Here is a 16,094-nt window from a genome sequence, read left to right on the forward strand (position 1 = left end):
AGAAATCATGATCCCAGGCGAAATCATTGCCGCACCAGGCGAAATCGAACTCAATGCCGGCGCGCCGACGATTACGATCGAGGTGTCGAACACCGGGGATCGTCCGGTTCAGGTCGGCAGCCATTATCACTTCGGCGAGACCAATGCCGGGCTCTCCTTCGATCGCGAGAAGGCGCATGGCATGCGGCTCGATATTCCGGCCGGCACCGCCGTGCGCTTCGAGCCGGGCCAGACCCGTTCGGTGACGCTGATCCCGCTATCAGGCAAGCGCGAAGTCTACGGCTTCCGCCAGTTGGTGATGGGCAAGCTGTGATCATGTCTCGGGAGGAGATGATGCGTTTCTTTATGCCTATGGGTTTCGGGCTGCTGGCGCTGATGGCTGCCGGCAGCGCCGGCGCCGAGGAGATCGACTGCAAAAGCCCGACGACGCAGACCGACATGACGCTGTGCGAGCGGGCGCGTCAGGACGAGGCCGACAAGGCGCTCAACGTTCAATACAAGAAGACCCGCGCCGCGATGGTCGCCATCGATAGCGATCAGGATGGCGACATGAAGGGTGCGGAAAAAGCTCTGGTCACTGCCCAGCGTGCCTGGATCACCTACCGTGATGCGCAATGCGAAGCCGAAGGCTTTCAGGCGCGTGGCGGCACGATGGAGCCGATGCTGGTGGCCGGCTGCATCGCCAACGTGACCGATGCCAGGACTAAGGAGCTGAAGACGCTCGAAGATGCGATGAGCAACTGAGGTGACAGAGAGCATCATGATCGTCGGCAATGGTGAGATCGGTGCGGAAGGGGCCGCGGCTGTTGCCGCAGCACGCTTCGTCATCCGGTTCAACGAATGCCGATCCTATGAGGCGAGCCCCGGCCGCACGGATGTCGTTGCCGTCTGCAATACCGGCCGTCCCGCCAAGGCGATGCTGTCTTCTGGAGCGTGGCGCGCGCATCCCGCGGTTGTCGAAGCTTCGGAGATTTGGAGCGTGCGCGATCCAGAGAAGTTTGACGCACTGAAAGGCCCGCTTGCCATCTCGCATCCCGAGCTCGACGATTTCTGCGACGACTATACGAGTCAATTCAGCAGCTTCTGCAAGGACGCTGGCAAGACGCATGTGGTCGTTGACAAAGTGATTCATGATGGCGTCGACCAGGCGCTGGCCGCATTTGACCCCGCGCCTTACGTCGTGCCGAGCAGCGGCATGATCGTGATCGCTGAGGTCATGAACCGATTTCCCGATGCCCCGATCGCGCTTGCCGGCTTCGGCCATCAAGGCTGGGAGTGGCATCCCTTCGCCGCCGAAAGGCAGCTCGTCGACGCTTACGTCGCCGCCGGCCGCGTCACGCGGTTTTATCCGTCCGCATCCCGTTCGTCCTCCCAAGGAGCCTGACCCATGCCCTACAAGATTTCCCGCGCCGCCTATGCCGGCATGTTCGGCCCGACCACCGGCGACAAGGTGCGGCTTGCCGATACCGAGCTCTTCATCGAGATCGAGAAGGATTTCACCACCTATGGCGAAGAGGTGAAGTTCGGCGGCGGCAAGGTCATCCGTGACGGCATGGGGCAGAGCCAGGCAACGCGGGCGCAGGGCGCGGTCGATACCGTCATCACCAATGTCGTGATCATCGACCATACCGGCATCGTCAAGGCTGATATCGGGCTGAAGAACGGCCGCATCCACGCCATCGGCAAGGCCGGCAATCCAGATACGCAGCCGGGCGTCAACATCATCGTCGGCCCCTCGACCGAGGCGATTGCCGGCGAGGGCAAGATCATCACCGCCGGCGGCATGGACGCGCATATCCATTACATCTGCCCGCAGCAGATCGAGGAAGCGCTGATGTCCGGCATCACCTGCATGCTCGGCGGCGGCTCTGGCCCGGCGCACGGCACGCTTGCCACCACCTGCACCGGCGCCTGGCATATCGAGCGGATGATCGAAAGCTTCGACGGCTTTCCGATGAACCTCGCGCTCGCGGGTAAGGGCAACGCCTCGCTGCCGGCCGCACTCGAAGAAATGGTGCTGGCCGGCGCGTCGTCGCTGAAGCTGCACGAGGACTGGGGCACGACGCCGGCTGCGATCGATTGCTGCCTCTCGGTTGCCGACGAATACGATATCCAGGTGATGATCCACACGGACACGCTGAACGAGAGCGGCTTCGTCGAGGATACGATCGGGGCGCTCAAGGGCCGCACCATCCACGCTTTTCACACGGAAGGGGCGGGCGGCGGGCACGCACCTGACATCATCAAGATCTGCGGACAGTCGAACGTCATTCCGTCGTCGACCAATCCGACGCGGCCCTACACGGTCAACACGATTTCCGAGCATCTCGACATGCTGATGGTCTGCCACCACCTGTCGCCGTCGATCCCCGAGGATATCGCGTTTGCCGAAAGCCGCATCCGCAAGGAGACGATCGCGGCCGAGGACATCCTGCACGATATCGGCGCCTTCTCGATCATCTCGTCCGACAGCCAGGCCATGGGTCGCGTCGGGGAAGTCGCGATCCGCACCTGGCAGACGGCCGACAAGATGAAGCGTCAACGCGGTCCGCTGAAGGAGGAGACGGGGGATAACGACAACTTCCGCGTCCGCCGCTACATCGCCAAGTACACGATCAACCCGGCGATCGCTCAAGGGGTAAGCCACGAAATCGGTTCGATCGAAGTCGGCAAGCGCGCCGATCTGGTGCTCTGGAACCCGGCCTTCTTCGGCGTGAAGCCCGAGATGGTGCTGCTCGCCGGCTCGATCGCGGCAGCCCCTATGGGCGATCCGAACGCCTCGATCCCGACGCCGCAGCCGATGCACTATCGCCCGATGTTTGCGGCCTACGGCAAGCTGCGTACCAACTCGTCGGTCACCTTCGTCAGCCAGGCTTCGCTTGACGCCGGCCTGAAGGGCCGCCTAGGGGTCGCCAAGGATCTCGTCGCGATCAAGAACACGCGCGGCGGCATCTCCAAGGCGTCGATGATCCACAACAGCCTGACGCCCCATATCGAGGTCGATCCGGAGACCTACGAGGTACGCGCCGACGGCGAGCTGCTCACCTGCGAACCGGCGACCTCGCTGCCGATGGCGCAGCGCTACTTCATGTATTGATCAGCTTTAATGGCCGGCGCCCCGGTGCCGGCCAATGTCTTTATACACGTTTAGCAATGCGTTCTTAAAGTTGTATCGCAATTGTGTGTTGTTCCACCATGGGGCGTTGCGTCCGAAATGGGACGTGGCGGCCATTGAATTCCTGAAAACTGTTATTTATCAATTTCTTAGCTGCGCGGCCTCGCGGCCATTTCCAGAGCCATTTTCGTCGCGTTTCGATCCATTGTGCAGCGCACGAACAATTTACAAAACTCGCTAAAATCCTAGTGATTCCCTTAAGACCCCGGCAGCGGTTCGTGTCTCATCAATAGACTTGGCGAGGGGCTAGAAGGTCGATTCGGATGCACATTTTACTCGAGGCGGAGCTCGGCGATTTCAGGAATCGCCTGACGATTTATACCTATGCGCTGAAGATGAGTTTCGCCGCGGTGATGCTCTCTTCGCTCGTCATCGCGGTGCTGCTGTTGCCGCTCGATTGGGCCGGTATGCTGCCGGTTTCGCTGGAGCATGCGGTGATCTATGGCGTGGCGCTATCCTGGGTGATCGGCGGGATCGTATCAGGAGCGCTGGCCCTGGTCGCAGGCTATGCCATGCATCAGCTCAGCGTCTCGCGCGCCGAGTTCGAGCAGCTGAGCCGCACCGACATGCTCTCCGGTCTCCTGAACCGTCGGGCGTTCACCGAGGCGCTCGATGATGTCGATGAGCCCGCTTGTCTCGCGATTTTCGATGTGGACCGCTTCAAGGCTGTCAACGATCGCTATGGGCATGCCTGCGGCGATGCCGTTATTGTCGCCGTCGCGGCGGAGCTGTCGGCGGCTTTCAGCGCGGACTCGACTGTCGCGCGGCTCGGCGGCGAGGAGTTCGGGGTTGTCGTCATTGCTCCCTTGAAAGAGGAGCGGGTGGCGCAGATCCGGGCTGCCTGCAACCGGCTTGCCGAACGGACGATCGCACTCGATGGCTGCAGCTTCAATGTCACGATGTCGGCCGGCATCGCGGAGCTTTTTGATGGGCGAAGCACGCAGGCTGCCTATACCGCGGCCGACAAGGCGCTCTATCTGGCGAAGACGCTCGGCCGCAATCGCGTCGTGCACGAGGACGAGGGCCTGCAGCGCCGCATGCGGCTCAGCCAGGATGAAACCAATGTCGACGGCAGGTCGTCCGCCATTCATTAGACTAAAGCGTTGCAACGACACGCGTATAGTGCGCAAACCGGCGTTTTGACCCTTGCGCGGTTCCAGCCGATTTTGCATGCTCCTCGCCTGAACCGGAATGGACACATCATGCAGTATATCACCTCCTATCTGCCAGCCGGCACGCCGTCTTCCCACCCCACTCACAAGGTCGTGCTGCCGCATGATCTGAGGCACCTCAGGCGCAAGCTGCTGCATCTCGACAATGGCGAGATGGTCATGCTCGACCTCAAGGAGCCGGTGCTGTTTGCCAATGGCGACATGCTGGTTCTCGGCGATGGCGAGCTGGTGGAGATCGTTGCGGCCGACGAGAAGCTGTTCGAGATCAAGGCGCGTGATCGCCTGCATCTGATCGAGCTCGCCTGGCATCTCGGCAACCGGCATCTGGGTGCGCAGATCGAGGAAGAGCGTATCCTGATCCTGCGCGACCATGTCATCCGCGCCATGCTAGAGGGACTGGGCGCGACGGTGTCAGACGTCACCGAGCCGTTCCAGCCGGCGCGCGGCGCCTATCATTCCCATGGCAACCATTCGCATGGACATGGACACGATCATGGCCACGGGCACGACCATGGACATGATCACGGCCACAACCATTCGCACGACTGAGCCATGACCGAGAACGGTGATCTGCAGGCCCTGCTGCGGTTGATGGCATGGCTTTCGCCGGCCTTTCCGGTGGGCTCGTTCGCCTATTCGGGCGGGCTGGAGCGCTCGGTGCATGACGGGCTCGTGCACGATGCCGCCTCGCTCAGTGATTGGCTGGGCGCCATGATGGATCACGGCGCCGTCTGGAACGACGTCGTGCTGCTTGCCGAGAGCAACAGAATGCATGGCGACGCTTCGGCGCTATCCGAGGTGGCCGAGCTTGCCGAGGCGTTGGCGGGATCGCGCGAGCGGCATCAGGAAACGATGTTGCTTGGCGACGCCTTCCTGTCGGCGGCCGGCGCATGGCCTGATGCGGTGTTCACACGGCTGCCGAAACATGTGGCTTATCCTGTTGCCGTCGGCGCCGTTTCCGGTGCGCATGGGATCGGCGCCGAAAAGGCGATCGCTGCATTCTTGCACGCCTATGTCTCGCAAGCCGTCTCCGCCGGTATCCGGCTCGGCGTTGCCGGCCAGAAGGATGGCGTCGCGATCGTGGCGGCGCGGGAAGGGGATATCGCTCTGCTCGCGCGGCGGGCGGCGGGCTCGACGCTCGATGAGCTGGGCTCGGCGACGGTGCAGGCCGATATCGTCTCGCTACGGCACGAGACGCAATCGACGCGGCTTTTTCGGTCGTGATAGCGGCGCTTGTCGCTAACGATCTGCGCCATTTGCCGGTGGCCGCCTTGCGGTTGACGCGCTATGATTATTCTCGATTGGAGTGCACGATATGAAATCAGGAAATGGACCTCTGCGGGTCGGCATCGGTGGACCGGTCGGCTCGGGCAAGACGGCGCTGACGGAAAAGCTCTGCAAGGCGATGCGCGACCAGTATTCGGTCGCCGTCGTCACCAATGACATCTACACGACCGAGGATGCCGAGGCGCTGATGCGCATGCAGGCGCTGCCATCGGAGCGCATTGTCGGCGTGGAAACGGGCGGCTGCCCGCACACCGCTATTCGTGAAGACGCCACAATCAACCTGCAGGCCATTGCCGGCCTCAACGAGCGCATTCCCGATCTCGACGTGGTCTTCATCGAATCGGGCGGCGACAATCTGGCCGCGACCTTTTCGCCTGATCTGGCGGATATCACCATCTATGTGATCTCTGTCTGCCAGGGCGAGGAAATCCCGCGCAAGGGCGGGCCTGGCATCACCAAGTCGGACCTTCTCGTCATCAACAAGAAGGACCTTGCGCCCTATGTCGGCGCCGATCTCGACGTGATGGACCGGGACGCGACGCGCATGCGCGCCACACGCCCCTTCGTGTTCTCAGACATGAAACGCGGCGACGGCATCGGCGCCATCGTCGACTTCCTCAAGGTGCATGGCGGCTTGTAATCGCCGGTATCGTCTTCAGGACGTTGAGATTGCTGATCTCGATCGAGCGGCCGCTGACGGTGACGCCGGCGGCCCGCAGCGAGGAGAAGGCGCGGGAGAGCGCCTCGGGCGCCAGCCCGAGCTTTCGCGCCAGAAGGCTCTTCTGGAAGGGGAGCCGCATCTTCGCCTCAAGACCTTCCTGCTTGCAATGGGTGAGCAGATAGGTCGCGACGCGCTGGGGTGCGGTCTGCATGCGGTCGCTCGCCAGGCAGTCGATCGTCGATAGCAGGTGCTTAGAGAGGCTGCGCATGATCGCGATGCCGATATGCGGCCGGTGCTCGACCAACGCACGGACCTGTTCGAGATTGAAGCGCGCCAAGATCGAGTGCTCCATGGCCTGGGCGCCATAGCGATAATCGCCGCCATCGGTGACAAGGCATTCGGCGAAGCTGTCGCCGGGCTCGCAGATGCGGATATCGCCTTCCTGATTGTCGCCGCCAAGCCGGTAGAGCCGAGCGAAGCCCGTCAGCACGCAATAGAAATACTCGCCCCGTTCGCCCTGGTGAAACAGGATGTCGTGCATCTGGTAGCGCACGATGGTCGCGCAGGCGAGAAGCGCGTTGCGTTCATCCCGGTTGAGGCCGGAAAAAAGAATGGTTTCGCCAAGCATGGTCTTGTGGACATTGCTTAGTTTCAAGCCCGTCGTCATCTCTTTCTCCACATTCGTCGGTCGCAGGCCGCGCCTGCCATTCGGCTAAAATAGCCGGAATGGCCATGCGGAAAGTTGATCTGCATCAAGTGGGAGCAAGAAATGAAAAAGCCGGGGCGAACCCCGGCTTTTTCGTATGATGCGTTTACTCCGCTGCGAAGGGCGGCAGGCGGACGACGTTGCCGCCGGATTTGCCCTTCTTGTCGTCGGGCTTCTCGATCGCGGTGACGCGGCCGTCGAGGCTGGTGACGGCGGTCGTGAGTTCCTCGGGCGAGAGCGGCAACTGCTCTTCGTCCTTCTTGCCGACAAGGCGGCCGAACAGCCAGCCGAGCAGGCGGGAGAGGTCGTCCATGATCAGGAAGAAGGAGGGGACGACGACGAGCGAGAGCACCGTGGAGACGATGATGCCGCCGATCACGGCGATCGCCATCGGCGAGCGGAACGAGCCGCCTTCGCCGACGCCGAGCGCCGAGGGCAGCATGCCCGCCGACATGGCGATCGAGGTCATGATGATCGGGCGGGCGCGCTTGCGGCCGGCTTCCACCATGGCTTCGACACGCTCCATCCCATGCCGCTTCATCTCGATCGCGAAGTCGACGAGCAGGATGGCGTTCTTGGTGACGATGCCCATCAGCATCAGGATGCCGATCAGAACAGGCATGGAGAGCGCGTTCTGGGTGACGATCAGCGCCAGTGCCACGCCGCCGATCGCAAGCGGCAGCGAGAACAGGATGGTGAAGGGCTGGATCACATCCTTGAAGAGCAGGATCAGCACGACCAGAACCAGCATCAGGCCCATCAGCATGGCATTGCCGAAGCTCTGGACCATTTCGCCCTGAACCTTGGCGTCACCGCTTTCGGCCAGATGCACGCTCTTCGGCAGCTGCGTTTCAGAGACGATGCGCTTGAACTCGGCGGTCGAGGTATCGAGCGCGGTACCGAAGGGCACGTCGGAGCCGATGGCGACGACGCGGTTGCGGTTGTTGCGCTTGATCGAGCTCGGACCTTCCGAATAGTCGACATCGGCGACGCTGTAGAGCGGCACGCTGGCGCCGCTCGCCGTCTTGATCTTGATGGCCCGGATGGCGGCCAGATCGCGGCGGACATTGAGCGATGCCTGCACGCGGATCGGGATCTGCCGGTCGTCGAGCGAGATCTTGGCGAGGTTGGCGTCGATATCGCCGATGGTGGCGACGCGGATGGTCTCGGAGATCTGCTGCGGCGTGATGCCGAGGCGGGAGGCTTCGGCCATGCGCGGGCGGATCTGCAGCTCCGGACGGGGCAGGGCGCCTTCGGAGGAGACGTTCGCCAGGATCGGCGACGCGCGCAGCTTCGATTCCAGCAGACTGACGGCCTCGTTCAGATCGTCCTCGTTGGAGGAGAGGAAGTTGAAGGTGAGGTCGCGCTCGGCCCGGTCGTTGACCTTGGAGATGCGTACGTCAGGGATACCGCGGACAGCGGCGAAGATATCCTTTTCGACATCCCACTGCGGACGCGTGCGGCCGTGTTCTTCCATCTTCGGGATCAGGTTGCCGATAACAGGCAGCCCGCCGAGACCCTTGTTGACGAGGGTCTTCAGCAGCGAGTGATCGATGTTGCCGAGGATGACGCGGACGGTTGCGCGGCGCAGCTCGAGATCGCCCTTGGGCGAGGCGCCGCCGAGAACGAAGACGCTTTCCACACCGTCGATCCCGCGCACGGCGTCGTAGACCTTGGTCGATGCGGCGGCCGTGTCTTCGAGCGTTGCGTTCGGCGGGAGTTCGACGGAGAGCACGACGCGCGAGGAATCGTCCGGCGGCATGAAGCTGCCCGGTACGCGGCTCAAGAGCATCATCGAGCCGATCAGGAAGGCGATGGCGCAGAGCAGCGTGGTGTAGCGCCAGTACCATTTGCGTGTGGTGCCGGTGACCAGGCGCGTATAGCCGCGCATGATCGTGCCGTCATTGTCGTGATGGTCTTCCATGCCGTCTTCCGCGCGCATCAGATAGGCGGCCATCAAGGGTGTGATGAGGCGCGCCACAACGAGCGAGAAGAAGACGGAGAAGGCGACCGTCAGGCCGAACTGGATGAAATACTGGCCGGCGATGCCTGGCATGAACGACACCGGCACGAAGACGGCGATAATGGTGAAGCTGGTGGCGATAACGGCGAGGCCGATTTCGTCTGCCGCTTCCAGCGCTGCCTTGTAGGGCGTCTTGCCCATCTTGATATGGCGGGCGATGTTCTCGATCTCGACGATCGCGTCGTCGACGAGAATACCGGTCGCCAGCGTCAGCGCCAGGAAGCTCACGAGGTTCAGCGAGAACCCCATGATGTCCATGATCCAGAAGGTCGGAATGGCCGACAGTGGCAGCGCCACGGCGGCGATCAGCGTCGCGCGCCAGTTGCGCAGGAACAGGAAGACGACGATGACGGCGAGGATCGAGCCTTCGATCAGCGTGTGAAGGGCTGCCTCGTAGTTGCCGTAGGTGAAGTAGACGCTGTCATCCACCATCTCGATCTTGACGTTCGGATTGGCCTTGCGGATCTCCGTCAGGCTTTCCGAAACGGTTTCTGCAACCGAGACTTCGCTGGCGCCCTTCGCACGGAAGACGGCGAAGGTGACCGATGGGGTGCCGTTGAAGCGCGAGAAGGATTTCTGCTCCTCGTAGGTGTCGTCGATCGTGCCGAGCTCGGAGAGCTTCACGAAGCGGCCGTTGGGCAGGCTGATCGTGGTGGTGTTGAGCTGCGAGACGTCGCGCGTGTCGCCGAGCGTGCGGATCGTCTGCTCGTTGCCGGCGACCTGGCCACGGCCGGAGCCGAGGTTGACGTTGGTGCCGCGCAGCTGCTGGTTCACGTCGGCGGCGGTGATGCCATAGGCGTCGAGTTTGCCGGGATCGAGCGAGACACGCACTTCGCGGTCGGCGCCGCCGTAGCGGTCGATACGGCCAATGCCGGGCTGGCCCTGAAGGGCGCGCTTGACGGTGTCGTCGACGAACCAGGACAGCTCCTCGAGTGTCATGTTTGGAGACGAGACGGCAAAGGTCTGGATCGCCTGTCCTTCGACATCGACCTTGGTGACGATCGGCTCCTCGATGCCTGCGGGCAGGTCGCTGCGGATCTTGTCGACGGCGTCCTTGGTGTCCTGAACGGCTTCGGCGGTCGGCTTCTCGATGCGGAAGACGACGACCGTCTGCGACTGGCCGTCGGTGACCGTCGACTGGATTTCATCGATGCCGCTGATCGAGGCGACCGCGTCCTCGACCTCCTTCGTCACCTGCATTTCCAGCTCGGCCGGCGAGGCGCCGCTCTGCGTGACGGTGATGGAAACGACGGGAACGTCGATATTCGGGAAGCGGGTGATCGGCAGCTTGTAGAAGGCCTGGATGCCCACGAACACCAGCAGCGCGAAGGCGAGCAGCGGCGCAATCGGATTTCGGATCGACCATGCGGAGAAATTCATGGATTGGCCTCGGTCAGTTCGATTGTGCCGATACGGCTTCGGTGACGGGGGTGATCTTGTCGCCATCGCGAACGAAGGCGCCGGCCTTGGCGACGACGGTGTCGCCTTCCTTCAGGCCTTCCGAGATCTCGACGAAGCCACCATCCTGGATGCCTGTCGTCACCTTCACCTGCTTGACGACGCCGCCTTCGACCTTGCGGGCGGTGGAGCCGTTACGGCCAGTGGTGACCGCCGACAGGGGAAGGGCGATGTCGTTCTTTTCGGCGACGATGATGTCGGCGCTGGCATACATGCCGGAGCGGGCAGCACTCTCGTCGTCGATATAGATGTGCACGAGGCCGAGGCGGGTCGACTGGTCGACCGTCGGGGAGACGATCCGGACCTTGCCTTCGATCTTCGTGCGGTTGCCGGACAGCGTCACGATGGCGCGCTGACCGACCTTGATCTTCTGGATATCGGTTTCCGAGAGCTCGGCGACGAGCTCGATCGCGCTATCCTTGATGACGGTGAACATCGGCTCGCCGGTGCCGGCGGCAATGGCGCCGATGCGGGCGTTCTTGGCCGAAATCACGCCTGACACCGGCGTCTTCACGTCCGTGCGCGCGAGCTTCAGGTCGGCATCGGCGATCTGGCTGTCGATCACCTTCAGGTCGGCGATCGCAACCTCAATTGCCTGTTCCGCCGAGGAGACGCGCGCATTGGCGGTCGCCGCGGTGGCGTCGGCCTGCTCGACCTGGGCGGTGGAGACCGTTCCCTTCTTGCCCATCTCGTCGGCGCGCGACTGCTGCAGGCGGGCCTGCTCGGCATTGGCCTTGGCTTCAACCAGTTGGGCGCGGAGCTGGGCGAGACTTGCCTCGCCCTTGGCCTTCGTCGCCATCATCTGCGCCTTCTGCAGCACCAGCGCATCATCGTTCAGCGTCGCAAGCGTGCTGTCGGCCTCGACCTTGTCGCCGACATCGACGTTGAGTGCGCGGATAGAGAGACCCTCGACCTGCGGCTGGATATAGACTTCCTCGATCGGGCGGATCGTGCCGGTGCCGATGACGCGATCGACCAGCGCGCGCTTGGCGGCGGTCGTGACCACAATCACGGGCAGGTTCTGCTGTGCCTTTGGCGGCTGGTTTTCCTGCGCGAAAGCGACCGATGCGGCAAAGGCAGCCGCGATCAGGGCGGAGGCGCGTAGAGTTTTAGGCGTCATGCGTACCATGCGTCTTTGTCCAGTCTTTGAAAAAGGTTGGCCAAACTCGCGCCTTGTCCTCAGCTCGCGAAGGCCTTCTCCCGTAAGTGCAAGCTCAGAAATATTCCCGCATCATTGCCGTATCTTACTTCGTAAGATGACCCTCGTCCGGCAAATCCGACATGTAGGTGGTATCGTTTTGCACCACCCGCAAGCCCGGCAGAAAATAATTCCTCGCGGCGCACATTAGTAATCTCGACGGCCGATATCAATCACCATTCCGTGATGCCGGCATTCGGTTTGTTGATCCGCAATTCCGTCATTCCTATGACGCGCCAGCCGACGCTAATCCGACAACGCCACGAATTTTTTATGATTTAAATGAGAAACGCGCGGTGCCAGCCCGCGCGTTCCTTGTTTATTCGATGCGACTTGGTCGCCGCCCGTTACTTGGCGGCCGCGTCGGTGATGTCGTGCGTCCAGGCGCCCGTCGGCTCCTTGCTGATGATCTTCTGGTCCAGCAAGGCCTTGGCGGTGCGGTCGTAGAGCGTGGTGTCGAGCTTGCCTGACCCGTCGCCGATCAGCTTGGCCACTTCGCTCATCATCCGCTTCTGGTGGTTTTCGTCCTGACCGCCGGCATCGACGACGATGCCTGCCGCATCATCGGGGTTCTCGACGGCGTACTTCCAGCCCTTCATCGAAGCCTTGACGAACTTGGCCATCTTTTCCTTGAAGGCCGGGTCCTTCAGCTTCTCTTCATTGGCGTAGAGGCCGTCCTCGAGCAGGTCGTTGCCCATGGCGGTGTAGTTGAAGACCGTCAGTTCCTCAGGCTTGAAGCCGGCATCGATCGCCTGCCAGTATTCGTTATAGGTCATGACGGAGATGCAATCGGCCTGCTTCTGGAGGAGCGGCTGAACGTCGAAGCTCTGCTTCAGCACGGTCACGCCGTCCTTGCCGCCATCGGTCTTCAGGCCGATCTTGTTCATCCAGGCGAAGAACGGATATTCGTTGCCGAAGAACCAGACGCCAAGCGTGTGGCCCTTGAAGTCGGCTTCGGTCTTGATCGGGCCGTCCTTGCGGCAGATCAGTTCCATGCCGGACTTCTGGAAAGGCTGGGCGATGTTGACGAGCGGAACGCCCTTTTCACGGGCAACCAGCGCACCGCCCATCCAGTCGACGATCACGTCGGCGCCGCCGCCGGCGATCACCTGCTCAGGCGCGATATCAGGGCCACCCGGCTTGATGTCGACGTCGAGGCCTTCTTCCTCGTAGTAACCCTTCTCCTTGGCGACGTAGTAGCCGGCGAACTGAGACTGGGTGACCCACTTCAGCTGAAGCGTCACCTTGTCTGCGGCCATCGCGTGGCTTGCCGCCATCGCCATGGCGCTCGCCATCATTGCAAGAACCAGTTTTTTCATTTTCTTGTTCCCTTTTTCTTTCTTTACGCCCGACCCCAGTGTCGGGAATAAGCGACGCCTAGCCACCACGGATAGACGGATGCCAGAACGTCACCGCCCGCTCAGCGAGGGCGACGACGCCATAGAAGATCGAGCCTGCCAGCGCCGCAACGGCGATTTCGGCCCAGACCATGTCGACATTCATGCGGCCGATCTCGGTGGAGATGCGGAAGCCCATGCCGACGATCGGCGTACCGAAGAACTCCGCGACGATGGCACCGATCAGCGCCAGCGTCGAGTTGATCTTCAATGCATTGAAAATGAAAGGCATGGCCGCCGGCAGACGCAGTTTCAGGAGCGTTTGCCAGTAGCTGGAGGCGTAGGTCTGCATCAGGTCGCGCTCCATCGGACCGGATGCGGCAAGGCCGGCGACGGTGTTCACCAGCATCGGGAAGAAAGTCATGATGACGACGACGGCGGCCTTGGACTGCCAGTCGAAGCCGAACCACATGACCATGATCGGAGCAACACCGATCATCGGCAGGGCCGAGACCATGTTGCCGATCGGCAGCAGGCCACGGCGCAGGAAGGCGACGCGATCGGCGAGGATGGCGACGACGAAGCCGGCGCCACAGCCGATGACATATCCCGCAAGCACCGCCTTGAAGATCGTCTGCCTGACGTCATCGCCGAGGATCGGGAGCGATCCGACGATGCGCGCCGCAATCGCGCTCGGCGGTGGCAGGAGTACGAAGGGGATGCCGGCGCCGCGGGTGGCGGTTTCCCACAGGATCAGGATCCAGGCGCCGAAGATGGCGGGCACCAAGAGCCGTAGGGCGGTATCATCGGCGCGCGAGCTGGTTTTGATCTCGACGATCTCGCTCACCGTGCGCCAGGCAAGCAGCCAGCACGCCGCCATCAGCAGGAAGAAGGGTTTTGCCGCGTAGCCTTCGTTCCCACTCAGGCTCGACAGCAGCAGCCAGGCGCCGCCATGGGCGCCGATGAAGAGCACCGTTGCGCGGCTGGTCTTCGATTGCGGCAGCAGGGAGATGAGGGCGGATGCCGCGATCAGGATGAAGGTGATCGCCGCCATGCCTGTCGATGGCGGCTTGCCCGATGTGGTGGAGAACAGCGGCAGCGTTGCCGCGGCCGCGATGGTGAGGAGGAGGGCGACGATTGCCTGCCAGGACGCGTTCTTCATGCCGACCTCCCGCCCATGGCGCGATCGACGATCTTCGCAGCAATGCTGACGACCATGATCAATAGTGCTGCCAGCAGCGAGCCGGCGATCAGCGCCGCCCAGATGTCGATGGTCTGGCTGTAATAGGAGCCGGCGAGCAGCTTGGAGCCGATACCGGCCACCGCTCCCGTCGGCAACTCGCCGACGATGGCGCCGACGAGGCTGGCTGCGATCGCCACCTTCATCGAGGTGAAGAGATAGGGCACAGAGGCGGGCACGCGGAGCTTCCAGAAGGTCTGGGCGGGGGAGGAGTTATAGGTGCGCATCAGGTCGAGGAGCATGACCTCGGGTGAGCGCAGGCCCTTCACCATGCCGACGGTGACGGGGAAGAAGGAGAGATAGGTCGAGATCAGCGCCTTGGGGATCAGGCCGGTGATGTTGATGGCGCCCAAGACGACGATCACCATCGGTGCGATCGCCAGGATCGGGATGGTCTGCGAGGTGATGATCCATGGCATCAGGCTGCGATCGAGCGCCTTGATATGGACGATGCCGACGGCGATGAGGATGCCGAGCAGTGTGCCGAGGGTGAAGCCGAGCACGGTGGAGGAGAGGGTGACGCCCGAGTGATAGACGAGGCTGCGGTTGCTCGTGAGCTTGCGCAGGAAGGTGTTCTCGAAGACGTTCTGCGCCACCTGATGCGGGGCGGGCAGGAGGGGCTTCGGCTGCGAGAGGGTTTTTTCGATGAACTCCATCGTGGTCGGGGTCTGGCCGGCGCGGGTGTCCATGTCACGCTGGAAGGAGGCGTTCATCAGGATGGCCGCGACGTACCAGATGGCGACGAGGGCGGCCAGGATGGTGGTGACGGGGATGATCTTGTCCTTGAGGGTGTCGGGGGTCATGCGGCTTGCCTCGCATTGGCGAGGGTGTGCCGTGGGTTACCCCCCTCTGTCCTGCCGGACATCTCCCCCACAAGGGGGGAGATCGACTCGTGGCTTGCTCCCTGCCAAACGTTGAAAGTGGAACGAGCGGCTGCGCCCAGCCTATCTCCCCACCTGTGGGGGAGATGCCCGGCAGGGCAGAGGGGGGTAGCCACGGACTGCAAGCCTCTAATGCTCATAACTATGCCCCGCTCTCAGCCCATCCCGCACGCGGTGGGCGATCTCGAGGAACTCCGGGGTCTCGCGGATATCCAGCGGGCGTTCGCGGGGAAGCGGCGAGTCGATGATGTCGGTGACGCGGCCGGGGCGGGGGGACATGACGACGATCTTGGTGGACAGATAGACCGCCTCGGGGATCGAGTGAGTGACGAAGCAGATGGTCTTGTTGGTGCGTGCCCAGAGCTTCAACAGTTCCTCGTTCAGATGGTCGCGGACGATTTCATCCAGCGCGCCGAAGGGCTCATCCATCAACAGCAGATCGGCGTCGAAGGCCAGCGCGCGCGCGATCGAGGCGCGCTGCTGCATGCCGCCTGACAGTTGCCAGGGGAACTTCTTCTCGAAGCCTGTCAGACCGACGAGATCGAGCGCCTCGGCGATGCGCTTCTGCCGCTCATCGGCCGGGTAGTTCATGATCTCGAGCGGCAGCGCGATGTTCTTGTCGATGGTGCGCCAGGGATAGAGCGCCGGCGCCTGGAAGACATAGCCGTAGGCGCGTGCCTTGCGGGCTTCCTCCGGCGTCATGCCGTTGACTGTGATATCGCCCGAGGTCTTCTTCTCGAGATCGGCGATGACGCGCAGGAAGGTGGTCTTGCCGCAGCCGGATGGGCCGATGAAGGAGACAAAGTCGCCCTTGCGGACATCGAGGTTGACGTTGCTCAGCGCATGCACCGGCGCGTCATTGGCCTGGTAGGTGAGACACAGATCCTTGGCGGATACGACGGAGGCAGCTTGCGTCAATGCGGATCGATCCTGTTTTCCCCGCGCGGCGGCGGTTT

Annotated in this window: 15 protein-coding genes; 8 read left to right on the forward strand and 7 right to left on the reverse strand. The window is 62.6% G+C overall.

The window, feature by feature from the left end:
• Window positions 1-7 precede the first annotated feature (7 nt).
• From D460_RS0103415 to ureG, 8 genes are all read left to right on the forward strand, one after another.
• A complete protein-coding gene (locus tag D460_RS0103415) occupies window positions 8-313 on the forward strand; it encodes an urease subunit beta (RefSeq protein ID WP_018897102.1) in 306 nt (101 codons plus the stop codon).
• Between the two features lie 20 nt (window positions 314-333).
• Entirely contained in the window at window positions 334-744 is a 411-nt protein-coding gene (locus tag D460_RS0103420) for a lysozyme inhibitor LprI family protein (RefSeq protein ID WP_026282747.1), read from the forward strand.
• A gap of 16 nt (window positions 745-760) precedes the next feature.
• Window positions 761-1,384: a hypothetical protein gene (locus D460_RS0103425; RefSeq protein ID WP_018897104.1), complete on the forward strand. Its 624-nt coding sequence runs from the start codon at window positions 761-763 to the stop codon at window positions 1,382-1,384.
• A gap of 3 nt (window positions 1,385-1,387) precedes the next feature.
• Window positions 1,388-3,097, forward strand: coding sequence for an urease subunit alpha (ureC, locus tag D460_RS0103430; protein ID WP_018897105.1), 1,710 nt, complete (start codon window positions 1,388-1,390; stop codon window positions 3,095-3,097).
• Between the two features lie 341 nt (window positions 3,098-3,438).
• Complete coding sequence (locus D460_RS32475; RefSeq protein WP_018897106.1) at window positions 3,439-4,269, forward strand: GGDEF domain-containing protein; 831 nt, start codon at window positions 3,439-3,441, stop codon at window positions 4,267-4,269.
• Between the two features lie 108 nt (window positions 4,270-4,377).
• Window positions 4,378-4,896, forward strand: a complete 519-nt coding sequence (ureE, locus tag D460_RS0103440; RefSeq protein ID WP_018897107.1) for an urease accessory protein UreE — start codon at window positions 4,378-4,380, stop codon at window positions 4,894-4,896.
• 3 nt (window positions 4,897-4,899) lie between these two features.
• Complete coding sequence (locus tag D460_RS0103445) at window positions 4,900-5,571, forward strand: urease accessory protein UreF (protein ID WP_018897108.1); 672 nt, start codon at window positions 4,900-4,902, stop codon at window positions 5,569-5,571.
• 91 nt (window positions 5,572-5,662) lie between these two features.
• The gene (gene ureG / locus D460_RS0103450; RefSeq protein WP_018897109.1) at window positions 5,663-6,274 is read left to right on the forward strand and encodes an urease accessory protein UreG; all 612 of its coding nucleotides are present in this window, start codon (window positions 5,663-5,665) and stop codon (window positions 6,272-6,274) included.
• Here the strand turns inward: ureG and D460_RS0103455 are convergent.
• From D460_RS0103455 to D460_RS0103490, 7 genes are all read right to left on the reverse strand, one after another.
• Window positions 6,252-6,962, reverse strand: coding sequence for a Crp/Fnr family transcriptional regulator (locus D460_RS0103455; RefSeq protein WP_018897110.1), 711 nt, complete (start codon window positions 6,960-6,962; stop codon window positions 6,252-6,254). The two genes, ureG and D460_RS0103455, sit on opposite strands and share 23 nt — an antisense overlap.
• A gap of 145 nt (window positions 6,963-7,107) precedes the next feature.
• Window positions 7,108-10,404 (reverse strand): efflux RND transporter permease subunit, encoded by a 3,297-nt coding sequence (locus D460_RS0103460; protein WP_018897111.1) that lies wholly within the window; start codon window positions 10,402-10,404, stop codon window positions 7,108-7,110.
• Between the two features lie 13 nt (window positions 10,405-10,417).
• Window positions 10,418-11,611: an efflux RND transporter periplasmic adaptor subunit gene (locus D460_RS0103465; protein WP_018897112.1), complete on the reverse strand. Its 1,194-nt coding sequence runs from the start codon at window positions 11,609-11,611 to the stop codon at window positions 10,418-10,420.
• Window positions 11,612-12,027: 416 nt separating this feature from the next.
• Window positions 12,028-12,999, reverse strand: a complete 972-nt coding sequence (locus D460_RS0103475) for an ABC transporter substrate-binding protein (RefSeq protein WP_018897113.1) — start codon at window positions 12,997-12,999, stop codon at window positions 12,028-12,030.
• A gap of 58 nt (window positions 13,000-13,057) precedes the next feature.
• Entirely contained in the window at window positions 13,058-14,179 is a 1,122-nt protein-coding gene (locus D460_RS0103480; protein ID WP_018897114.1) for an ABC transporter permease, read from the reverse strand.
• Window positions 14,176-15,060 (reverse strand): ABC transporter permease, encoded by an 885-nt coding sequence (locus D460_RS0103485; protein WP_018897115.1) that lies wholly within the window; start codon window positions 15,058-15,060, stop codon window positions 14,176-14,178. The genes D460_RS0103480 and D460_RS0103485 overlap by 4 nt, the downstream gene beginning before the upstream one ends.
• Before the next feature lie 207 nt (window positions 15,061-15,267).
• A complete protein-coding gene (locus tag D460_RS0103490) occupies window positions 15,268-16,056 on the reverse strand; it encodes an ABC transporter ATP-binding protein (protein WP_026282748.1) in 789 nt (262 codons plus the stop codon).
• Between the last annotated feature and the right edge of the window lie 38 nt (window positions 16,057-16,094).

This window comes from Rhizobium sp. 2MFCol3.1 (assembly GCF_000377565.1).
GTDB lineage: Bacteria > Pseudomonadota > Alphaproteobacteria > Rhizobiales > Rhizobiaceae > Rhizobium.